Genomic DNA, 21,763 nt, shown 5'->3' with positions numbered 1-21,763 from the left:
CATGCGGAAAATGGCAGCAATAATCGGCGGGCTTGCCGCCGTTGCGTTGGGAGCTTTGCTGATCGTTAATCTTGGCGGCAAGGCTGATGACCAGGTATTGGGAACAGAGGATATCAAACAGCTCGTCAGAGAATACAGCTCGGGACAAAGCGATGTAAAAAACGCCTCCATTTCATCAACGGAGCTCATTGTAACGGGGAATAATAATCAATCTGTCACCTATCCATTGCCGAAGGACGAATTTTTTGTCTCCATTGCTCCTTTTGTAAATGAAACTCATCCTTGTGCCATTCATAGCTTGACAGGCTGTCAGGGCGAGCTGAAGGGGCAGGAGATCAAGCTTACGGTCAAGGACAATGAAGGAAATACGGTGATTGATGATACGGTGAGCACGCTGGATAACGGCTTTGTTGATTTGTGGCTCGCGCGAGATAAAACCTATTCTGTAAGAATCGAACAAAACGGATTAACCTCGGAGTCGCAAATATCCACCTTCGAGGGAGACAACACCTGTATTACAACGATGCAATTAATTTAACAAGTCAAATGCTTGCGGGGCTGTCCAAAAAGTCTTACGGTGAATAAGATTCAGCAAAGCCGTTTCTCTCTGCTGAATAGTTCTTCGTTTCATTGACTTTTTGGACGTCCCTATTTTTTGTTTTTTTGTTACCCGATTAAAGAGAGAATAAAAAGCGCCAATCCCGCTCCCAATAGAAAAAATATAAATAGAATATAACTCGTCAAGGTAAATGCACTGCCGCTCTGGACAAAGCTGTTAATGATAGCGCGTGACGGGTCGATGGGGTCGTATAAAACCTCCACCCGGGTGCCAGGGCTGGGAGCAGGGCTTTGCCTGACGATGGATTCAATAACATATTCTCTCCCCGATGGCGTTTGGAACACAAAAACCGGCTTTTTATCTGCAAAATGCTGCAGATGCCGCCGATCCGCGATCACTTGCCCCTCCGTTTTTGACCAGCCTGCAGTTCTTCTCCGCATTATAAATCCGATGATCCAGAATACGGCTGCAAGCATTGTGCCTCCTCCAGCAATCATACCCGGAATAAACCAGATGTTCATTCATTTCCTCCCTCTCCCAATATTTTCATTTTGCCTGGAGTCATGTTAACTCCTATACGGTTTTGTTTATTAGCCGTTTCAGCCTCAAACGGATAATTAATGTTGACAAAATTAATAGTAATGATTACGATTAGTAAATCGAAAAAATTACTATTAAATGCGAGGCAAAATTGGAGCAATTCAGACGGTCTTGCGGAGCACACGGAGGGACATAGGAATGGCAATGGACAAAAAGCTGCCTGTAACCGTACTTAGCGGTTATTTAGGAGCAGGGAAAACGACGATTTTAAACCATGTATTAAACAACCGCAGCGGCATGAAGGTTGCCGTAATTGTTAATGATTTGAGCGAGGTTAACATTGATGCGGATTTGATTCAAAGCGGAGGCGGTTTGTCGCGGACGGAGGAAAAGCTGGTGGAAATGTCGAACGGCTGCATCTGCTGCACGCTGAGGGAAGACCTGCTTCGCGAGGTGGAGCGTCTGGCGCTGGAGGGCCGGTTTGATTACATACTGATCGAATCGACAGGGGTTGGCGAGCCTGTGCCGGTAGCGCAAACCTTCTCGTACATCGATCAGGAGCAGGGCATTGACTTGACGCAGTTTTGCAGACTTGACTGCATGGTCACCGTCGTGGACGCCTACCGCTTCTGGAGCGACTTTTCCTCCGGTGAATCCTTGATGGATCGCAAGCAGGACGTTGGCGAAGGCGATACCAGGGAGGTCGTGGACCTGCTCATTGACCAAATCGAGTTTTGCGACGTGCTCATTTTAAACAAATGCGACAGAGTGGGAGAAAAGGAGCTGGAGGATTTGGAAAAGGTGCTGAAGGCGCTCCAGCCCAAGGCTAAGCTGATTCGCTCCAGTCACGGTAAGGTCGACCCTGCCGCCATTTTGAATACCGGATTGTTTAACTTCGAGGAAGCAAGCCGTTCGGCGGGATGGATTCAGGAGATGGAGAAGGAGCATCATGTGCCGGAAACGGAGGAATACGGCATTTCCTCCTTTGTCTACGAGCGCTCTCGTCCCTTCCATCCCGGCAGGCTGATGAAGTGGATGTCCAGTTGGCCGGAGCAGGTCGTTAGGGCCAAAGGCATCGTTTGGCTGGCTAGCCGCAACGATATGGCGCAAAACTTCAGCCAGGCCGGCCCTTCCATCCAGTTTGGTCCCGCAGGCAGATGGGTGGCATCACTGCCGGAAAGCATGCACGCCGAAATATTCAGGGACAATCCCGACATCGAAAAAAACTGGAATGATACGTATGGCGACCGCATTAACAAAATGGTGCTGATCGGCATGTCGCTTGACCGTTCTGCCTTGTCCGGCGAGCTGGACCGCTGTTTGCTGACAGAGGAGGAGATGAGTTTGGAATGGTCCTCCTTCAGAGATGATTTCCCGGATCACAGCGATGTTCAATTAGAGGAAATGCTCCAGTAAATGACTTGTGCCCAGGTGGCAGCAGGGGCATTAATCTGCAAATGCTTTGTGCAAAGTTAAATCAATCAGCAAGAGGAGATGAACACATGCGAGTGACCATTACGTTGGCTTGTACCGAATGCGGAGACCGCAACTATACCACGACAAAAAATAAACGAAATCACCCGGAACGGCTGGAGCTTAAAAAATATAGCCCCCGACTCAAAAAATATACAATACACAGGGAAACCAGATAGAGAGGTTTTCAAGCGCTCGTTTGTATTCCCGGATTTCACCATCTGAACATTTTATTCAGAGAAATCCGGGAACTATTGAGACGTTACTTAATTGAAAAATCGTTCCAGACCGGTGCGCAGGTTATCATGGGCCCAGCTGATATGGTCCTTATTTTCATATTGACGATAATAACATTCTATAACCATAAGTAAATCCCTGAACAAATCGTAAAGCTTAAGCCGTTCTAGCTCCGACGGTGTGGCGGGCGTTCTGCCGTATCCTTTTTCAAACGGGGCATGCCGGTCAAAATGGCTAAAATAGTATTCATCCAGCGGATCGCCCCATAATGAGCGCTCCAGATCAATAATGGCGCTAATTTCGCCGTCCCGAACAAAAACGTTGCCGTCCCACAAATCCCACAGTACCAGATGGGCTTCCGTTACCTCCTCCATGACAGACAGCCGATTTTTAATCTCCTCTTCCAACAGCTCATAAGTGACGGGCAGCTCAACGCGAGCCGTTTTTCCATCCTCAAGAACGCCAAAAATGAGATCCGAGAAAGCTTCCTTCCAGGTTGCGCGAACGCCATCCTCCGGAAACAACGGTCCATATACGCTGCCTTTAATGTTGTTGATTATGCGGTTGTATACGCCAAGCTGATAACGGATGCCGGCAAGCTGCTCCTGGCTTAAGCTGTCTCGTACTTTATTCAGAGGTTCTCCTTCAACAAACTCCATAATAAAATATTCCGCCGGAATGAGCCGGCAGGTCGGATCGTACACATAGACATGAGGTACAGGCACGCCGCCGCGTTCCAGAACAAGCCGAAGTGTCTCCACCTCGGTTTGCATATTGTTGCTCTCGCAGCGCATTACTTTTTTGTCTCTTGTCGGAGCAACCTTCAGCACGACGCGTCGTCCGTCCGCAAGCTGTATGGCATAGGCTGTATTGGCCCAGCCGTCGGTTAATTCCGTGGCTTCGCCGAAACCTTGGCCAAAGGCCTTTTTGATAATGCAGCTCATTTGCTCCTGGCTGAGCTTGCTTTTATTAAAGCTTTCCATAAAAATGAATTCACCTTCTGTTTGAAATGAATTAACGGTTCTATACCGATCCGATGATATGGCTCGTCCACATCATGCCCGGAGATGGGACAAGGGCTTGTTGGAGAGCTGCTACACGTTTTTCGATGAGCAGCAGGCATATTCCTGCTCTTCATTGCGTCGAAATTGCGGCTGGAATACGTAGAAAAGATGTCATTTTAAATAAAAGCCCAAAAGAAGCTGGAGCAGAGGAAATAGAATCATTAATTTTTACAATAAAATCTATAGTTTAACAGGTTTAGAAAAAATGAAAAAGAAGCTAGGATTGAATTGGGAGGTGTTCTTTATTAAGAATTGTAAGCGCTTCACAAAAGCGGTTTAACAAAAAAATGATGGAGGCGATTAATGAAGATGGTCAAACGTTATGCAAAAGTAATAGCGGCCGCGCTGGCTGTACTGCTTGTATTGCCTGCAGGCATCGGTGCGGGGAAGGCTTCTGCGAGCGCTGACGATGCGGCAAGGCAGGTTGTCATTGAACATCATTTTGAGGATGGCACGCAAGGATGGTACAAGCGGGGAAGTGAAACAGTTACGCATTCGCTTGATGCAGCCTATGAAGGCAGCGGCAGCTTGTTGACTGAGGGAAGGAGCGCAACCTGGAACGGGCCGGGTTTTAATCTGGCTGCTACCGGACTGCTCCAGAAGGAAGCCGTTTATGAGATTAGCGCTTATGTCAAATTGAAGGAAGGCACGGAAGGCAATGAAGCTCTCCAGCTTTCCGTCAGGCAGACGGGAGCCGATATTGAATACGTAAATCTGGGTTCTGCTGTATCCGTTGGAAGTGAGGATTGGGCTTTAGTGACGGGCCAATATGTATACGACAAAAAGGCAACGGTGCTTGAAATTTATTTGGAGAGCACCTCTAGCGCTACGGCGGCTTATTATATGGACCGGTTTGTAGTTGAGCTTATACAGGCTGCGCCAGAAGGTCCAGAAGGTCCGGAAGAGCCTGAGGAGCCAGGAGAGCCGGAAGGACCGGAAGGGCCAGAGGAGCCATCGGACGGTGCGTTTGTTTACGATTTTGAAGACGGCACAATGATGGGCTGGACCTCCAGAGGCGAGGAATCAACAAGCGTGACAGAGGAGGCTGCGCATAGCGGTAGCCGAAGCCTCAAGTCCTTTAATCGGACAGAGTCGTGGAATGGGCCAAGCCGGGATTTAAAGGCGCTGCTTCAGCCTAATACGACCTATCGCATCTCTGCTTTTGTCCGGCTTGGGGCTATTCCAGATTCTCCAAGCACAGTCAGGCTGACGATGGAGAACAGGGCATCCGGCGCGTCGGGATCTTCATATACATCGCTAGCATCGGCAACGGTCGATTCAACGGATTGGATCGAGCTGAAGGGGACGTTCAGCTACGGAGGAACGCTCGACACGCTCAGTCTGTATATCGAATCCTCGAACGTAGCGGACCAGCTGTATATTGATGATGTCGTTATAGCGCCTCCGGGCGGCATACAGACCGACATTACGCCCTTGAGCGATGCCTTTAGCGATTTTTTTGAAATTGGAGCAGCGGTAGAGCCGGTCCATCTGAATGGCGTGCATAAGCAATTGCTGGAGTATCACTACAATTCCATTGTTGCAGAAAATGCGATGAAGCCTTCGTCGATCAATCCGTCGCCTGGCGTATTTAACTGGACGGGAGCCGATCGGATACGGGATTATGCCAGAGATAATGGCATGAATTTGCGTTTCCATACGCTCGTTTGGCATGAGCAAGGCGCAGACTGGATGCTGAAGGATGAAAATGGGGTTGAGTTGGCGGCGACTCCTGAAAACAAACAGCTGGTATTGCAGCGTCTGGAGACTTATTTGCGCGAGGTCGTCGCCAGATACAAGGACGATGTTCGCGATTGGGATGTTGTCAACGAGGTTATCGACGAAAACCGTCCTGACGGAATGAGAAACAGCGCCTGGTACCGTTTGACGGGCCTGGATTTTATTCGGACAGCGTTTAGAGTCACCCGGGAGGTTGCCGGGGAAGGAGCCAAACTATATATCAATGACTATAATACACATCAGCCAAGAAAACGGGATTTTCTGTACGATCTGGCCTTAGGGCTAAGAAATGAAGGAGTGCCGATTGACGGGGTGGGCCATCAAACCCACATTAATATAGCAAGCCCGTCCATTGAACTGATTACGGATTCCATCCGCAAATTTGGCGAAGCAGGCTTTGATAATCAGCTGACGGAGCTGGATGTATCCGTTTATACTAACAATTCCGATGCCTATACCGTTGTTCCAGAGGGGCTGCTTGTGGAGCAGGGCCAACGGTACAAGGAGCTGTTTCAGGCATTAAAATCGCTGGATATGGAGGGTAAAGCGGCGGGCGTGCAGGACGGCTGGATCAGCAACGTAACGCTTTGGGGCATTGCGGACGATCATACCTGGCTGCATAACCGCCCGGTTTCCAGACAGGATGCGCCGTTCCCTTTTGACAAAAACTATAGGGCAAAACCTGCTTATTGGGGAATGGTAGACCCGGATAAACTGCCGATTACTCCGAAAACAGCAAGATCAACAAAGGGAACGCCTACAAGCCTGGGGGCAAATGACCCGGCATGGGGCCCCGTCCCGTCTGTAAAAAGCGAGGGCAGCGAAGACCTTCAAGTATCGTTTAAAACATTGTGGGATAGCGGCAAGCTTTATGTGCAAGCGGAAGTAAAGGACGATACTATTCGTCAAGGCGACAAAGTAGAGCTGTTCCTCCATGACGGAGAAGCGGCTTCGCATGTGGAGCTATCGCGCGGAGGCGCAGGAAGTGCAGAGCTTTCTAATGGTTATCGGGTAGCTGGAGCGCTGCCTCTTGCAACGCCGGGCACGTCAGGGGGGCAGGTGAGGTTTGATATTCGCGTCACGGACACGGGGACAGACGGCAGCCCGGATAACATCGGAAACGGGAAAATCGTGTCATGGAGCGATCACCGGAACAATCAGCACACCGACCAGTCGGGCTATGGCGTCTTGACCTTTGCCGATGCCCTTACATTAGGCCAGGCGTTTAAAGGAACTCCCGTTATTGACGGAGAACTCGATGCTTTATGGCAAAGCGCACCCGAGATGGGAACCGGAGTTTGGGTGCAGGGAACAGCGGGCTCAACGGCAAAATTCCGAACGCTGTGGGATGAAAGCCATTTGTATGTATACGCGGTGGTCTCCGACAACAATTTGAGCGATCGAAGCGCCAATCCGTGGGAGCAGGATTCCATCGAAATTTTTATTGATCAGAATAACGGCAAAACCACGGAGTATGAAGGCGACGACGGCCAATACCGGATCAATTTCAAGAATGTCCGTTCCGTAGGCGGGTTTGCAAGTCTGGATAACCTTGTTTCGGAGGTGAAAATATTAAAGGATGCTTCGGGAGCAGATGTTGGGTATACAGTCGAAGCGGCGATCAAGCTGCCTGACATTACGCCTTCCGAAGGGCAATATATCGGCTTCGACTTGCAGGTGAACAATGACAGCAATGACGACGGCTCGCGCGATAGCATAGCGATGTGGGTTGATCCAAGCGGACAGTCTTATGCCGATACGTCAAGACTTGGCGTATTGCGCTTGAGCCAGCATCCGCCAGCTTCAACTTCTAACTCAGGCTTTTACTACGTCTCGCCAGTGACTGAAATTAATGAGGGCATTATTTTTCCGCCCCTCACGTTAGCCCAGGGCACAGCCAAAGCCGGCGTAACTGAGGAGCAGCTGCGGAGAGCGTTGCAGCAGGTCTCTAAAAGCAACAACAGCTTAATGGATGTTGACATACAGCTGAAAAAGCTGAGCGGCGAAACGGCCTATGAGCTAAAATTGCCTGCAGTTGATCTGGGTGATGCGGAAGGCGTCATGCTTAACATTGTGACCCCAAAAGGGACATTGAAACTGTCAGGCAAGCTGCTGTCGGACGCTGCGGCAATGGGCTTGCCGGATGTAACGCTGCTGCTGTCCGAACATGTGTTGAAGCAAACGGAAGCCGCTGAATGGTTTGCCGCCGTAGGGAACCGTCCGGTCTTGAAGGTGAGCCTTATGGCGGGGGGGAAAGAAGCGGATCAGGCATTAACAAGCGCTCCCGTGGAGCTGTTTATTCCTTATAAATCAGCCCAAGAGGAGTTGGCGTCTCGCCATCAGCTGGTTGTCTTGCAGCTTAACAATGATGGCGCGGTTTCACCCGTGGTGAATAGCCGTTACAGTGAAGAAAAAGGCGGGCTACTGTTTCATAGTCATATCCCTGGCATTTTTGCGATAGCCTATGCGCATCCCGAACCGGTAAGTACACCGGAAACGGAGCCAATTGCAGAGTGGGCTCTCGAAGCCGTTGAGACGTTAGCTGCGAGGGGCATAATAGGGAATGGCCTCAGCGGGACGTTCACGATGTCCGAGGGAGTCAGCAGAGGCGACTTTGTCAGGATGCTGGTTGACGTTCTGGAGCTGAGTGCAGCCGATGCCAAAACCGAATCATTTAATGACGTTTCTGCTTCGGATAGCCGGTACGAGGCGCTGCGGATTGCAAAGGAGCTTGGCATTGCAGCAGGCGTTGGCGGAAACAGCTTTAACCCCGACAAGCAATTAAGTCGTCAAGATATGATGGTATTGGCGAGCCGCGCCTTGTCTGCTGCCGGCAAGCAATCCGGCCATGAGGTAATGGAAGAAGGCGCTGGTCTTGAGGCGTATTCCGACCATCTTCAAGTAGCTAGCTATGCCCGTGAAAGCGCAGCGTTGCTGCTGTCGCTGGGCGTGTTGAACGGCATTGACGGCAAGCTGGCTCCTCTGCGTCAGGCTTCTGCCGGGCAAGCTGCCGTTTTGCTATATCGAATTTGGCTTATGTCTTAAAAATAAGCTTTAATAGATAATTTTAAAAAGCTCCCTTGGCCCGGCGCATTGCGTCCAGGCCGGGGAGCTTTGTATTGATGTAAAACATGAGTTATGGCCAAAGTTAAGGCAAAGGCTAGTCTCATCTGGTCGAAATCGTGAGTGGATTTTTTTTCTGGAATTAGTCTCTATTTCGTTCAAAGCGGGTATATTCATAGTAACCATTTGTCCCAAAGGAGGTTTGATTCATGACCAAGCCTAATCCCTACCGCTGGCTAAATCTGCTGTTTTATGTCGGCGTGCTTGCCGTAAACGCGTTGTCTGTTGCGCTGCCGCTAGGGGGAATCACCACAAAGGAGCTTTCGGATCGCTACTACACCCTGCTGACGCCTGCAGGCTACGCGTTTTCTATCTGGTCGGTCATTTATTTGTTGCTTGGCGGATTTATTGTTTACCAGTTCGGGCGAACTGCCGCAGGCTCCAGCTGGTCCCGCGCTATCGGTCTGCCGTTTATTATCAGCTGCGTTGGCAATATGGCGTGGCTGCTGCTTTGGCATTTTCAGCAAATCGAGCTGTCCCTTGCCGCCATGCTTCTTCTGCTGGTTTCGCTAATTTTTATTTATTCGACGGTTATGCATATTTTGTCCCCGACAGTCGGCGAACGCTGGTTGGTTCGCTTGCCCTTCAGCATTTATCTGGGCTGGATTTCCGTCGCAACCATTGTGAATGTCAGCATTGTGCTGAAAAAAAACAACTGGAGCGGATGGGGACTGACGGAGGCCTCCTGGGCCGTGATTATGCTTTGCGTCGGCACGCTGCTTGCCGTGTTAGCCAGCTACCGTTACCGTAACGTCTGGTATCCGCTCGTATTTGTGTGGGCATATGTTGCGATTGGCATAGAGCATAAGGAGACTGCGCCAGTCTATTACAGCGCCCTGGCACTCGCTGCTTTGCTGCTCCTGTATTGTCTCTATCTTTTGCTGATTGCGCAGCTGCCCGCCGGACGAAAACGGCGATAAGGCAGACTATATAGCAGCAGGCGGCACCAATGCTCAAGCTCGCCCGCCGCAAGGCTTCGGCCCGCGGCGGAATATCCTGTTTTATCATCAATATGGGCGCTGTATAACCGGTGTCTGGCGCGGTGCAGAGCCGAACGTACGGAAGGGATGCTTTTTTCCGTCAAAGCCGCAATATCCGGCACGGCATACCCGTAGTGGTCCGCGAGCAAAACCAGCTCGAGCTGTGGCGCTGACAATCGTTCCGCCATCGTTTCCACGATGGAACGAACACGGGCATATTCCAGCTCCCGGTAAGGGAGCCGGGTTAAATCTTCAGCAGGCAGGTCGCAGCTGCGGCCGCGTTGCCTTCTGTGCTTGTCGATCCAGATGTTGCGTGCCGCCCTTTTTAGAAAAGAGGTCATATACAGCGGAGGTTCTCCAGTTCTGGCATTCAAATAAAGGTATGCGCGCAGCAGCACCTCCTGCTGCAAATCTTCAGCGTCCCATCCGGAGTTGGTCAACCTCCGGCAATAACGGGAGAGGCCCGATAAATGCGGCAGGACAAGCTCTTCAAACCACAAATTCCTTCACCGCCTTATCCAAACTGCGTTAGTCAAAACGCAACGCTTCAATCGGCTTTAGCCGGGCTGCCTTGTTTGCCGGAAATATACCGAACAGGATACCGATGGCTATAGAAAATCCAACGGCCAGCAGCGTAACATCCAGCGAATAGACAACATCCATGCTCATCGTGCGGGAGACAAGCTGGGAAACGCCATAGCCAAAAGCAATGCCCAGCAGTCCGCCGCTGCCGCTTAATACAATTGCCTCTATAAGAAATTGCAGCAGGATATCTCGCCTTCTAGCGCCAATAGCCTTGCGAATCCCGATTTCGCGTGTTCTTTCCGTCACGGATACAAGCATGATATTCATGATCCCGATTCCGCCAACAATTAAGGAAATAGCCGCTATTCCGCCAAGGGCGACCGTTAAGGTGTCTGAAACGGAGGTGACAGTAGCAAGCAAATCCTGCTGGCTGAATAGGCGGTAGCTGTTTGTGTTGCCCCGGAAATGGCTGGCCAGCTCTTGCTCCAGCCTGCTGCTCACGCTATCCATTTGCTCCTCGCTGTCCACCTGAACATAGATTGTCCTTACGCCAAGGGAGCGGAAGACCCGCTCCGCGGTCGACAGCGGCACAATGACCAGCTCATCGTTAGAGCCCGCGCTGGAATCTCCTTTTTCCGCAAGAAGCCCTACGATTTTGTGGCGGATTCCGTTAATCAGCACATATTGTCCTACGGGATCATCCAGTCCGAACAGCTCTTCCGCAGTGGCGGAGCCGATAACGGCAACCTTTTGCTTTAAGTCCAGATCGATTTGCCCGATAAAACGGCCTGAAGCAAGAGCATAGCTCTGAACATCCAGATAGCTGCTGTTTGTGCCAATGATATTAACGGAGACGCTGTCCCGCCCGAACTTGACGGTTGCATTTTGGGTATTGACCGGAGCAGCGGAGGAGATGCCCTCTATGTCGGTCAGCGTTATTGCATCATCATAATCCAGTGTAGTCGCGGAGCCGCGACCCGTAATAGTGACAGTCAGCAGCGTAGAACCCAGCCCTTGTACCTGCTCGGTTACTTGCTTGGTCGTCCCTTTGCCTAGCGCAACAAGCGCGATGACGGCTGTCACACCGATAATGATGCCCAGCATGGTGAGCATGGAACGCATTTTATTAGCCCAAATGCTGCTGAACGCCATTTTGATTCCTTGTCCAACATTCATTTAGTTAAGCCCCCTGTTCCGCAATACGGCCGTCCTGCAGGGTAATGATCCGTCCGGCCTGCTTTGCTACTGCGGGGTCATGCGTGATGAGAATAATGGTATGTCCTGCTTTGTTCAATGCTTTGATCAGTTCCATCACTTCGGCTCCCGTTTTTGTATCCAAAGCTCCTGTTGGCTCATCAGCCAGCAGGATGGGGGGATCGCCGGCCAGCGCACGAGCAATGGCCACGCGCTGCTGCTGTCCGCCGGACAACTCGGAGGGGCGATGCCCGGAACGGTCCTTTAATCCAACCTTGTCCAGGGCAGCTAACGCCATCTCCTTTCTTTTTCCGGATGATACCCCTCTGTATACAAGCGGAAGCTCGACATTTTGCCGGGCGGTTAGCTTGGGCAATAAATTAAAGCTTTGAAAAATAAAGCCGATTTTGCTATTGCGGATATGAGCAAGCTTGTTATCGCCGAGTTTGCTGATCTCTTCGCCATCCAGGCGGTAGCTGCCTGCGCTTGGGTAGTCCAGGCAGCCCAGCATATTCATAAGCGTTGATTTGCCCGATCCCGACGGGCCGATGATGCAGAGAAATTCTCCACGCCGGATCTGCAGGGATATATCGTTAAGGGCATATAGCGTTTCTCCGCCCATCTTATATGTTTTTATCAATTTTTCAATGACAACCAGCGGCTGTTCGGCAGGGGAATTCATCATGGCCGTCCACCGCCGCTCTGTCCTCCGCTGGTTTGCCCGCCTCCGTTAAAGCCGCCGCGATTGAAGCCGCCGCCCGAGCCGCCGCCGGCTGCTCCTGCGTCTAGTCCGCCGGGGAACGAAAATCCGCCCGCTCCCATGCCGCCGGGGAATTGATTTTGGGCATTATTTGAGGTTCCGGTCGCCACAGTCGGCACGATGACGATGTCGCCTTCCTCCAGACCGGATACAATTTCAATATAATCCTCGTTGTTAATGCCTGTTTCTATAAACACCATCCGGCTGCCTGCTCCCGCCGCGGAAGCGCTCCTTTGCTGGCTGTTTATTCCTTGCGCTCCTTGTGCTCCTTGCGTTCCTTGCGCTCCTCGTCGCGTCCCGCGCATATCGGAGGAATATCCTTCGGCAGCGGTGCCGTCCCCTGTCCGGCTGCGGGGATCGACGTTTGCCCGCTCATCGCTGGCAGGTCCGCCTGCAGGAGCTTCGCCCATAGTCGGGAAGTCGCCGCCTGCAGGAGCTTCGCCCATAGTCGGGAAGTCGCCGCTTGCGGCCGCACCGCCTGAGTCGGGCACAGAAACAAAGTATCGGTTATTAATTGATTGAACCGCATCGATTGGCAGCAGAAGCACATCATTTTTTTGCTGGACCAGAATGCTGGCTTCGGCGGACATGCCTGCTTTGATGCTGCCGGGATCGTCAAGTGTAATCGTGACATCGAAGGAAGCAACGCCGTTGCTGGAGGTGCCTTGATCGGCTATTGCGGAAACCTTGCCCGAGAAAACATCCTCGGAGAAAGCTTCGGCCATGATCTCAGCTGTTTGGCCAACCTCCACGCTGGAAATATCCAGCTCGTCAATGGCCACCTTCAATTGCAGCTGATTATAATTGACGATTTCGGTCAAGACGGTAGCCGGAGTTACGGAGCTTCCCGGCTCGACACTAACGGCTCCGACTTTGCCGTCAATGGAGGCAACGATTTTGGTTTCAGCCTGCGATTCGCGCAGCTCATTCAGCTCTTCGGCAACAGTTTGAATTGCGAGCTTCTGCTTCTCCAGATCGACTGCTATCGCAGGACGGCTGTCGTCCTCCGCTTGCTTGTATTTAAGCTGAAGCTCCTCATATGTCAGGTTTGCCTTTTGCAGGTCTAATTCCTTGCTGCGGATTTGGGCTTCAACATCGGCCCCTTCCAATGTGAATAACAAATCTCCTTTATGTATTTCAGCGCCTTCCTCTGCATATACGGAAGCAATAACTCCGTTTGTCCCAGCAGTGACGGTTTGCTGCCTGGTTGTGCCGATGCTTCCTGTTCCGCTGATTTTTACGGATAAATCACCTTTTTTAACCGTTGTGGTGGCCTGGGCGGCCATAACGGGGGCATCCTCGGCGCTATAATACGAGTAACCGTACCAGCCGCCTATTGCCAGTACAGCCAAGATGCATCCGGACAAGCCTATTTTCAACCACAAGCGCCATTTCATAAAATCCTGTTCACCCTTTCCGGTAAATAACGGACGCGCCCGTTTTCCACGATTGTAGCATCGCTCTGTGAACGGATGGTGAACGGAAACTTAAAGAGATTTAAAAGCGGGCTTACAAGCTCAACTAATGCTTTTTCAGGATGGCCCACACCGCTGAGACTCTTTTGTTTAACTTATATAGCTTGATAGTCGAGCTTTTTTAGAGTGAAAGAAATAGTAGTCCCTTGGCCGGGGCTGCTGACCACTTCGATTCTGCTATCGTGCTTGTCGAGAATATGCTTGACAATGGAGAGGCCGATTCCCGTTCCTGCGCGCGCCCGTCGCGCTTTGTCCCCCTTGTAGAAGCGGTCCCACATATGCTGTATCTGCTCCTGGGACATGCCGCTGCCCTGGTCGGATACGGAAACAACAACTTCATTGCATTCATTCAGCGAGCAAGATATGGTAATCCCGGTGTTTGGCGGCGAGTGGTAAATGGCGTTATGCAGCAAATTGGTTAATACCTGGTCAATTCGATAGGGATCGGCGATAACCCAGATATCCTTCCGGGGGCTGTCCACCTGAAGCGGTATTTGGTAGTGCAGCAGCAGCGGCTCCAGGTGGGCTGCCAGTTGCCGAATACCTTCATGCAAATTGAAGGGGACGGGCTCTACCGGAAATTGGTTTCCTTCGATTCGCGCCACATCCAGCAAATCCTCGACCAGCTTCATCATGCGCTGGCCGGATTCCCGCATCATGTTCAAATAATGAGGCTTCCGCTCCTCTGGGATAGTGCCGTCCAGCAAGGCGGTGGCAAAACCGTTAATGGAGGCAAGCGGAGCGCGCATGTCGTGCGACACGTTGGCGAGAAACTCCTGTCTCATCCGGTCAAGAGATAATAGCTCGTCCGCCATATAGTTTAGCGTATGGCCGAGCTGGCCGATTTCATCGCGGCTTGACACGGCGACCCGGTTGCGAAAGTCGTTTTTGGCAAAACGAAGCGCGATCTGGTTCATCGCTTTAAGCGGCTTGGTCAATCGCCGGGAGAAATAATAAAACATGATGGCGGCAAAAGGAAAAGCCAGCAGCAGGCTAAGCATGGAAGGGCCGGTAAACAGCGTGATGCTGCGCTGGTATCCCCCAAACAGCGTTACGATTACTTTTTCGTCCACATTGCTGTCTAAAGTAATTGGCGATGCATACAGAAGCAGGCGGTTGCCTTCGCTTCCCGTGACCTCGGCATTTTGTGGCTCGCCGCCCAATGCTTGACGAATAATCGACTGATCGACAAGACCAATATCCGTCTCCGAAATAACAGCCTTTTCCGGCCTCGGGAGACGTGGGTTTGCCCAATTGAATGTTGTCCAATCCGCATTTTCGCCGGAAGCTGCAAGTGAGGGCCTGCCGGCTTTTTCCCATGGACTGCCGATCCGGTACAGCAGCTTGCCCGATGCGTCGTAAACCAGATGAACGGAGTCCCGGTGAATGGTGGATAATGCGATGGACGCCAGCAGCGTATCGCGATCCCATCCGTAGTCGTGCGCGATGTCGATGTACCGGATAATATTAGTTTGCATAAAGGATACATTCCGGTTCACGTCGCCCTGTAATCGCTGTTGAAATATGAAGCTGGACAAGGCGCTGATCAACAGAAACGAAACCAGTGTAATGACTATGTAGATCAGAATCAGCTTTACAAAAATAGTTGGTTTATACACGCCCGTCCCAAGACGGCTACCTGTTTTTTTCACCGGACGCCGCCTCCTCCAGCTTGTATCCGATGCCCCGCTTCGTCGTAATACACCAGTTTGTGCTATGCGCGCGCAGCTTCTCGCGGATTCTTTTGACATGTACATCTACTGTCCGGGGATCTCCTTCATAATCATAGCCCCATACCTGCTCCAGCAGCTGCTGTCTTGTAAAAAGCCGGTTTGGATAACGGCTGAAATAATGGAGCAATTCGAGCTCCTTAGGAGGCAGCGTAATTGCGGCATCGGGAAAAAGAACAAGATATTGGTTCATGTCAATTGTCAGGTTGTTTAATTGGACGATGTTTAGGTAAGGAATATCCGGCGATGTCCGGCGCAATACGGCCATGATGCGGGCCATCAGCTCTTGCGGGTCAAACGGCTTGACGACATAGTCGTCGGCTCCCAGCTCAAACCCTTTCATTTTGTCGTATGGCTCGGTTTTGGCGCTCAAAATAATAACAGGCGTAGCGCCATGCTTGCGCACTTCTCTGCAAAGCGACCAGCCCTCCATTTCGGGCAGCATCAAATCCAGAATGATAAGGTCGGGGTTATCATCATAAAACCGGACCAGTCCTTCGATGCCGTCATGGGCCGTAATAACCTGATGCCCTGCTTTTTCCGCGTATAGGGTAACTATTTCGCTTATATGGAGATCATCCTCAACAACAAGCAGCTTGGCGGCTTTCATCTCTTATCAACCTTCCATCAGTCAGAATGATTCCAGTATAATCGCCGAACCTAAAATAAACCTGAAAAATAAAAACAGCTGAGTTTTAACAAGACTGGCCCAATTCTCGCCTCCCTTGCGTTAACCTGACCCCGTAGTCCATACTGAGAAAATAGTGCAGGCGGCTTGTCCGTATTTTTGCCGCGCAAGGGACAAAGGGGGAAGGAATGTGTCCACGATTTTGATCGCCGACGACGATAACCGGCATCTGCAGCTTGTGGAGACTCATTTGCTGGAGAAAGGATATAGCGTTGCGACGGCGAGGGACGGCGCGGAGGCGCTGCGCGTCCTGCAGAAGAAAAAATGCGATTTGGCTGTTGTGGATGTTATGATGCCTTTTGTCGACGGCTTTTCCCTGACCAGGGAGATACGCAAGCATTACGATATTCCGGTGCTGCTCCTGACGGCGAAGGATCAGATCGCGGACAAGGCGGAGGGGTATTTGGCGGGTACGGATGATTACCTCGTCAAGCCGTTTGAGCCGCTGGAGCTGCTGTTCCGGGTCCAGGCCTTGCTGCGCCGTTATTACGGAGAAAAAACGATAAACACCATAACCATAGGCAATATGCACATTAATCGTCAAACGCTGGAGGTTGAGGTGGAGGGAAAGCTGTTTTTCCTTCCGCCGAAGGAATATGAGCTGCTATGCTTTTTGGCCGACAACGCCAATCAGGCCTTTAGCCGCGAACAGTTGATTGAGCAGGTATGGGGGCTGGAGTTCCAGGGCGACGACCGGACGGTAGACGTTCACGTCAAAAGACTGCGCGAGCATTTTAAAGATCGGCTTCGCCATGCGCAAATACGGACGCTTCGCGGTATTGGCTATATGCTGGAGGTGGAGGAGTGAGGACGCTATACGCCAAATTTGCAGTTGTTACGGTTCTCATTATGATGGGAAGCTTCCTGCTCTCCTTCATTGGCTCCAATCTGTATTACCAGCAAAAGCTCAAGCCGCTGAATGACGAGAAAAACACCATTGTTGCGCTTGGCATTGCACAATTTGCCAATTCACATCCGGAGCTGGCGCTGGAATCTTATTTTGAAAGCGTGGCAGCGCTTGGTTATCAGCTGTATACGGTTAGCGGCGAAGGCGGAGAGAGCTATTACGGCTCTCCGTTCCGTGAGACGGTTATATCGGAGGGCGCGATTGAGGCCGTGCTGCGGGGCGAAACCTACCATGGCATGAGGGATTATCCCGAAAGAACGTTTGTTACAGGTTTTTTTGCCAATGAGCTTCGCAATACGATTGGCGTCCCCGTTGAACACGACGGGGTGGCGTATGCCTTGTTTGTTCGGCCTGATATTAAAAAGCTGTTTAGTGAGATGCATATGCTGTTTGCTATTTTGTTCGGCTGCACTATATTGCTTAGTCTCGTGTTTGTGCTGGCGGGCACCAAATATTTGGTCAAGCCGCTGGGCAGGCTGACCGCGGCGACGGAGCAGGTAGCCGCCGGCCATTATAATATTAAGCTGGAGCGGGGGAGCAAGGACGAAATCGGCAAGCTCGCCATCAGCTTTTCCCGCATGGCGGATCGTTTGGGCCACGAGGAACAAATGCGCAAGGAGTTTATAAGCAGCGTGTCGCATGATATACAGTCGCCCTTGTCGCTGATCAAGGGTTATACCGGCTTGCTGGCCAAGGAGGAGCTTACCAGGGAGGACAAGCAGCAATACATCGGCGTCGTCCATGATGAAATCGAGAGGTTGTCTTCTTTAACAAAGCAGCTTTTGCTGCTGCAATCCATTAGTGAAACCCGCCAGCTGATGAAGCCAGAGCTATTTGATATCGGAAAGCAGATTACCGCAATAGCCCGCCAGCACCGCTGGAAAATGATGGAGCGGGAAATAACGCTGGGCTGCGACGTGCCGGATACCGAAATTCAAGGCGATCCGAACCTGCTGTATACGGTTTTTGAAAATTTGCTGACTAATGCTATTAAATACAACAAACGAGGCGGCAGCATTGATATCGAGCTGAAGGACCGTGGAGGAGACATCGTGGTCACCATTAGCGATACCGGCATCGGCATGAGCGAGGAGCAGCTGCCGCGGATTTTTGAACGCTTTTACCGGGGGGACGAGTCCCGAACGCAGTCGCTTCCCGGGAGCGGCCTTGGGTTGTCTATCGTCAAGTCCGCCATCATTCTGCATGGCGGCACTATAGAGGCCAGCAGCAAGCTTGGCGAAGGCTCGCGCTTTACCGTTGTGTTGTCCAAGTCGCTGGCAAAGGAATACGCCATGGAGCAATAAGGGCTCCATGGCGTTTTTTTTACAATAGTCGAAAGTAAGGCACTCTCCAATCATGTACAGCGCAGTGTAGAGTTACTTTTTTTGGAAGAAACCGTTCATGATCCATTCATAATGCCCCTGTATAGTGGTTGGTATCAAGCTTTATGCAGGAGGTTAGACGGCATGTTGTCTTTATCCATCAAGGAAATGTCTTTTTTCAAGCTGCGTTATTTGCTAATCGGTTTTATTTTGTTTTTTCTGGCGTCGCTGGTGTTTATTATTAGCGGGCTGGCGCACGGATTGGCCTCGGACAACTCTTCGGCTATGGTCAATATGAATGCGAAGGGTTTTTATGTTAGCGATGATGCCGAGCATCGTCTGGACCGTTCACAGCTTATTGGATTAAATGCGTCTGAGCTTCGGGAGAACGGCGGAGAAGTGTTAGGGCTGCAAATGAAGTCTATGGAAATCACGGGGCAGGCTGCTAGAGCCGATGTTGTCGTCATGGGGATAAATGCTGGAGGTTTTCTAATGCCGAAGGTGAGTGAAGGGACGGGGCTGGAGGCAGCACCGTCAGGCGGCGGAGAGGGAAGCTCAAGCGGAGAGAAGCTGCAATCAAGCGAGAAGGGTTCTGTTGGCGTTGGCTCCACGGAGAGCATACAGCCATTTGGCGCTGTGGCGGACATCACCTTGAAGGATGAAGGCGTCGCAATTGGCGACGTGTTATACGATTCAAAGACGGATACCCGCTTTATCGTTAGAGGATTTGTTCAGGGCTATTCCTATAGCCATGCGCCTGCGCTTTTTATTGATGTCTCTGCATGGGAGGCGATGTTGCCGGGAGATAGTGTTTATTTCAATGCCGTCGCTTTGCAGAACACGGATGCCGACTCCGTCGTAGCGTCCCTGTTAGACTCCGCCGAGCTGGCGGCCAAGGCTGACATTATCGCCAAAATACCGGGCTATAAGGCGGAACAAAGCTCGCTCGGCATGATTGTTGCTTTTTTGCTCATTATTGTCGTGTTTGTACTAGGCGCTTTTTTCTACATTATGACGATTCAAAAAAGCAATCAGTTTGGCATTTTGAAGGCAATTGGCGCAACTAACCGCTTTTTGATTTTGTCGACCGTCATTCAAGTGATTGCTCTTTCACTGCTCAGTATCGGGCTGGCTATCGGCTTTGCGGCCTTTCTGAAAATGGTGATGCCGGATGGAATGCCGTTTGTGTTCGATATCGGACTGATTACGCAATATAGCTTAATTATGCTGGGGATTGCGCTGCTTGGCGCCGGCTTGTCAGGAGCGGGCATCGTCAAGGCTGATCCGCTGCAAGCAATGGGGAGGGCTGACTGATGAACGAGCCGCTGGAGCTGCGCAAGGTAACGAAATATTTTATGGATGGGGAACAAAAGGCTGAAATTTTAAAGGAGCTGGACTTTAAGGTCAATCGAGGCGAATTTGTTGCGATTGTTGGACCTTCCGGCTCCGGCAAAAGCACGATGCTGTCCATTGCGGGCGCGCTGCTGACGCCGGATGGAGGCGAAGTCATCGTAAATGGGCGTTCGCTTGGCGGATTAAGCGATTCCGAAAAAGCGAAGGTTCGCTTGACCTCGATCGGTTATATTTTTCAGGCCTCCAATCTGGTGCCCTTTTTGAAGGTGAAGGATCAGCTTAAGCTGGTGGCCGAACTGGCGGGAAGCTGGGATGACAGCGCCCGCAAGAGAGCGGACGAGCTGCTGGAAGCGATGGGTATGTCGCAGCGCCAAAACCGCCGCATCCAGCATTTGTCGGGCGGCGAGAAGCAGCGTGTAGCCATTGCGCGAGCCTTTATGAACGAGCCCGACCTGATATTGGCGGACGAGCCGACTGCGGCACTGGATGCGTCGCGCAGCAATGAAATTATCGCGCTTATCAAGCGCGAGGCGCATTCCCGCAATAAAGCTGCGGTGCTCGTAACGCATGACGAAAGCGTGCTCCACCATTGCGACAACGTATATGAAGTGTCGCAAGGCAAGCTTCGGCTACGATAGAGCTGAGAGAGGTTTGAGGTAGAGGCGGGGGAAAGCGTAGAGACAAAAGCAGAGACAAAAGTAGAGACAAAAGTAGAGACAAAAGCAAGAGAGAAGCGGGACAGAAGTAAGGATAGAAGCAGAGACAAAAGCAGGAAAGAAGCAGAGACAAAAGTAAAGACAAAAGTAGAGACAAAAGCAGAGACAAAAGCAGGAGGGAAGCGGGACAAAAGCAGGACAAAAGCAGGAGAGAAGCAGGACAAAAGCAAGACAGAAGCGAGGACAGACCATACAATGGCCATGGTCAAGGTCAAGGTCAAGGTCAAGGTCAAAGTTAAAATCAGCCCAGACACAGATCAGGATAATAACTTGTGGCACCATTGGCTGTTGGAGACACGTTGGAATTGACGCAGGTGTTTGAAGTAACTTTGGCTTTATTAGTGAATGTTGTTTTTGGGATTAGCATCTGCTTTTGAAACCTTGGCCAGAGCGCCACTGCTACTTTGTACGATTGCTCGTACAAAATGCTCCGTCCAGAGCGCGTCTGCTGCTACTTTGTACGATTGCTCGTACAAAATGCTCCGTCCAGAGCGCCGCTGCTGTTATTTTGTACGATTGCTCGTACAAAACGCTCCGACCAGAGCGCGTCTGCTGCTACTTTGTACGATTGCTCGTACAAAACGCTCCATCCAGAGCGCATCTGCTGCTACTTTGTACGACTGTTCGTACAAAACGCTCCGATCAGAGCGCGTCTGCTGCTACTTTGTACGATTGCTCGTACAAAATGCTTTGTCCAGAGCGCGTCTGCTACTTTGTACGATTGCTCGTACAAAATGCTTTGTCCAGAGCGCGTCTGCAGCTACTTTGTACGATTGCTCGTACAAAACGCTCCATCCAGAGCGCCGCTGCTGCTACTTTGTACGATTGTTCGTACAAAGTGCTCCGACCAGAGCGCGTCTGCAGCTACTTTGTACGATTGCTCGTACAAAATGCTCCGATCAGAGCGCGTCTGCTGCTACTTTGTACGATTGCTCGTACAAAATGCTCCGTCCAGAGCGCGTCTGCTGCTACTTTGTACGATTGCTCGTACAAAACGCTCCATCCAGAGCGCCGCTGCTGCTATTTTGTATGATTGTTCGTACAAAATGCCTTGTCCAGAGCGCCGCTGCTGTTATTTTGTACGATTGCTCGTACAAAACGCTCCGACCAGAGCGCGTCTGCTGCTACTTTGTACGATTGCTCGTACAAAACGCTCCGACCAGAGCGCGTCTGCTGCTACTTTGTACGATTGTTCGTACAAAATGCTCCGTTCAGAGCGCCGCTGCTGCTACTTTGTACGATTGTTCGTACAAAGTGCTCCGACCAGAGCGCGTCTGCTGCTACTTTGTACGATTGTGCATGTAGCATAGAAAGTGGACACCGAATTAGGAACGTTAGATAATGAACGTAACGAAGAAAGAGGTGTCCGGAAATGGT

Annotated in this window: 17 protein-coding genes; 9 read left to right on the top strand and 8 right to left on the bottom strand. The window is 51.2% G+C overall.

Annotated elements, in window-relative coordinates:
* The first annotated feature begins 1 nt into the window (after position 1).
* Complete coding sequence (locus tag A7K91_RS12625; RefSeq protein WP_068683210.1) at positions 2–538, top strand: CueP family metal-binding protein; 537 nt, start codon at positions 2–4, stop codon at positions 536–538.
* 128 nt (positions 539–666) lie between these two features.
* On the opposite strand, the gene A7K91_RS12620 is transcribed toward A7K91_RS12625, so the two are convergent.
* Positions 667–1,080 (bottom strand): DUF3592 domain-containing protein, encoded by a 414-nt coding sequence (locus A7K91_RS12620; RefSeq protein WP_068683208.1) that lies wholly within the window; start codon positions 1,078–1,080, stop codon positions 667–669.
* A 223-nt stretch (positions 1,081–1,303) separates the two neighbouring features.
* Between A7K91_RS12620 and A7K91_RS12615 the strand changes: the two genes are divergently transcribed.
* The gene (locus A7K91_RS12615; RefSeq protein ID WP_068683318.1) at positions 1,304–2,515 is read left to right on the top strand and encodes a GTP-binding protein; all 1,212 of its coding nucleotides are present in this window, start codon (positions 1,304–1,306) and stop codon (positions 2,513–2,515) included.
* Positions 2,516–2,601: 86 nt separating this feature from the next.
* A complete protein-coding gene (rpmG, locus tag A7K91_RS26075) occupies positions 2,602–2,751 on the top strand; it encodes a 50S ribosomal protein L33 (protein ID WP_082967434.1) in 150 nt (49 codons plus the stop codon).
* Positions 2,752–2,838: 87 nt separating this feature from the next.
* Here the strand turns inward: rpmG and A7K91_RS12610 are convergent, their stop codons facing one another.
* On the bottom strand, positions 2,839–3,792 hold the full coding sequence (locus A7K91_RS12610) for an aminoglycoside phosphotransferase family protein (protein ID WP_068683206.1): 954 nt from the start codon (positions 3,790–3,792) through the stop codon (positions 2,839–2,841).
* A gap of 384 nt (positions 3,793–4,176) precedes the next feature.
* On the opposite strand from A7K91_RS12610, the gene A7K91_RS12605 reads away from it, so the two are divergent.
* Both A7K91_RS12605 and A7K91_RS12600 read left to right on the top strand, forming a co-directional pair.
* Positions 4,177–8,658, top strand: coding sequence for an endo-1,4-beta-xylanase (locus A7K91_RS12605; RefSeq protein ID WP_156739521.1), 4,482 nt, complete (start codon positions 4,177–4,179; stop codon positions 8,656–8,658).
* A gap of 227 nt (positions 8,659–8,885) precedes the next feature.
* Positions 8,886–9,656, top strand: coding sequence for a tryptophan-rich sensory protein (locus tag A7K91_RS12600; RefSeq protein WP_068683204.1), 771 nt, complete (start codon positions 8,886–8,888; stop codon positions 9,654–9,656).
* Here the strand turns inward: A7K91_RS12600 and A7K91_RS12595 are convergent.
* The 6 genes from A7K91_RS12595 to A7K91_RS12570 all read right to left on the bottom strand — a co-directional run bounded on the left by A7K91_RS12595 (position 9,608) and on the right by A7K91_RS12570 (position 16,010).
* Complete coding sequence (locus tag A7K91_RS12595; RefSeq protein WP_068683202.1) at positions 9,608–10,216, bottom strand: RNA polymerase sigma factor; 609 nt, start codon at positions 10,214–10,216, stop codon at positions 9,608–9,610. The genes A7K91_RS12600 and A7K91_RS12595 overlap by 49 nt on opposite strands.
* Before the next feature lie 28 nt (positions 10,217–10,244).
* Entirely contained in the window at positions 10,245–11,417 is a 1,173-nt protein-coding gene (locus A7K91_RS12590) for an ABC transporter permease (protein WP_068683200.1), read from the bottom strand.
* A 4-nt stretch (positions 11,418–11,421) separates the two neighbouring features.
* Positions 11,422–12,117, bottom strand: a complete 696-nt coding sequence (locus A7K91_RS12585; RefSeq protein WP_425415661.1) for an ABC transporter ATP-binding protein — start codon at positions 12,115–12,117, stop codon at positions 11,422–11,424.
* Positions 12,117–13,592 carry an efflux RND transporter periplasmic adaptor subunit gene (locus A7K91_RS12580; protein ID WP_068683196.1) on the bottom strand — a complete coding sequence of 492 codons (1,476 nt, stop codon included), beginning with the start codon at positions 13,590–13,592 and terminating at the stop codon, positions 12,117–12,119. Before A7K91_RS12580 ends, A7K91_RS12585 begins: the two co-directional genes overlap by 1 nt.
* 173 nt (positions 13,593–13,765) lie before the next feature.
* Complete coding sequence (locus A7K91_RS12575) at positions 13,766–15,322, bottom strand: sensor histidine kinase (protein ID WP_068683194.1); 1,557 nt, start codon at positions 15,320–15,322, stop codon at positions 13,766–13,768.
* Positions 15,306–16,010 carry a response regulator transcription factor gene (locus A7K91_RS12570; RefSeq protein ID WP_068683192.1) on the bottom strand — a complete coding sequence of 235 codons (705 nt, stop codon included), beginning with the start codon at positions 16,008–16,010 and terminating at the stop codon, positions 15,306–15,308. Before A7K91_RS12570 ends, A7K91_RS12575 begins: the two co-directional genes overlap by 17 nt.
* A gap of 208 nt (positions 16,011–16,218) precedes the next feature.
* Here A7K91_RS12570 and A7K91_RS12565 point away from each other — a divergent pair, with 208 nt between their 5' ends.
* From A7K91_RS12565 to A7K91_RS12550, 4 genes are all read left to right on the top strand, one after another.
* Positions 16,219–16,896, top strand: a complete 678-nt coding sequence (locus A7K91_RS12565; protein WP_068683190.1) for a response regulator transcription factor — start codon at positions 16,219–16,221, stop codon at positions 16,894–16,896.
* The gene (locus A7K91_RS12560) at positions 16,893–18,299 is read left to right on the top strand and encodes a HAMP domain-containing sensor histidine kinase (RefSeq protein ID WP_068683187.1); all 1,407 of its coding nucleotides are present in this window, start codon (positions 16,893–16,895) and stop codon (positions 18,297–18,299) included. The genes A7K91_RS12565 and A7K91_RS12560 overlap by 4 nt, the downstream gene beginning before the upstream one ends.
* Positions 18,300–18,461: 162 nt before the next feature.
* Positions 18,462–19,631 (top strand): ABC transporter permease, encoded by a 1,170-nt coding sequence (locus A7K91_RS12555; protein ID WP_068683186.1) that lies wholly within the window; start codon positions 18,462–18,464, stop codon positions 19,629–19,631.
* A complete protein-coding gene (locus A7K91_RS12550; RefSeq protein WP_068683185.1) occupies positions 19,631–20,308 on the top strand; it encodes an ABC transporter ATP-binding protein in 678 nt (225 codons plus the stop codon). The genes A7K91_RS12555 and A7K91_RS12550 overlap by 1 nt, the downstream gene beginning before the upstream one ends.
* The last annotated feature ends 1,455 nt before the right edge of the window (positions 20,309–21,763 follow it).

Source organism: Paenibacillus oryzae (assembly GCF_001675045.1).
GTDB lineage: Bacteria > Bacillota > Bacilli > Paenibacillales > Paenibacillaceae > Pristimantibacillus > Pristimantibacillus oryzae.
Note: the sequence above shows the minus strand (reverse complement) of the source record. Positions and strands in the feature narration are given on the sequence as shown.

Coding starts and splice junctions, on each gene's coding strand:
- A7K91_RS12605 (WP_156739521.1), top strand. CDS start 4,177: ATGAAGATGGTCAAACGTTATGCAAAAGTAATAGCGGCCGCGCTGGCT.
- rpmG (WP_082967434.1), top strand. CDS start 2,602: ATGCGAGTGACCATTACGTTGGCTTGTACCGAATGCGGAGACCGCAAC.
- A7K91_RS12585 (WP_425415661.1), bottom strand. CDS start 12,117: ATGAATTCCCCTGCCGAACAGCCGCTGGTTGTCATTGAAAAATTGATA.
- A7K91_RS12625 (WP_068683210.1), top strand. CDS start 2: ATGCGGAAAATGGCAGCAATAATCGGCGGGCTTGCCGCCGTTGCGTTG.
- A7K91_RS12550 (WP_068683185.1), top strand. CDS start 19,631: ATGAACGAGCCGCTGGAGCTGCGCAAGGTAACGAAATATTTTATGGAT.
- A7K91_RS12590 (WP_068683200.1), bottom strand. CDS start 11,417: ATGAATGTTGGACAAGGAATCAAAATGGCGTTCAGCAGCATTTGGGCT.
- A7K91_RS12570 (WP_068683192.1), bottom strand. CDS start 16,010: ATGAAAGCCGCCAAGCTGCTTGTTGTTGAGGATGATCTCCATATAAGC.
- A7K91_RS12555 (WP_068683186.1), top strand. CDS start 18,462: ATGTTGTCTTTATCCATCAAGGAAATGTCTTTTTTCAAGCTGCGTTAT.
- A7K91_RS12610 (WP_068683206.1), bottom strand. CDS start 3,792: ATGGAAAGCTTTAATAAAAGCAAGCTCAGCCAGGAGCAAATGAGCTGC.
- A7K91_RS12615 (WP_068683318.1), top strand. CDS start 1,304: ATGGACAAAAAGCTGCCTGTAACCGTACTTAGCGGTTATTTAGGAGCA.
- A7K91_RS12620 (WP_068683208.1), bottom strand. CDS start 1,080: ATGAACATCTGGTTTATTCCGGGTATGATTGCTGGAGGAGGCACAATG.
- A7K91_RS12600 (WP_068683204.1), top strand. CDS start 8,886: ATGACCAAGCCTAATCCCTACCGCTGGCTAAATCTGCTGTTTTATGTC.
- A7K91_RS12580 (WP_068683196.1), bottom strand. CDS start 13,592: ATGAAATGGCGCTTGTGGTTGAAAATAGGCTTGTCCGGATGCATCTTG.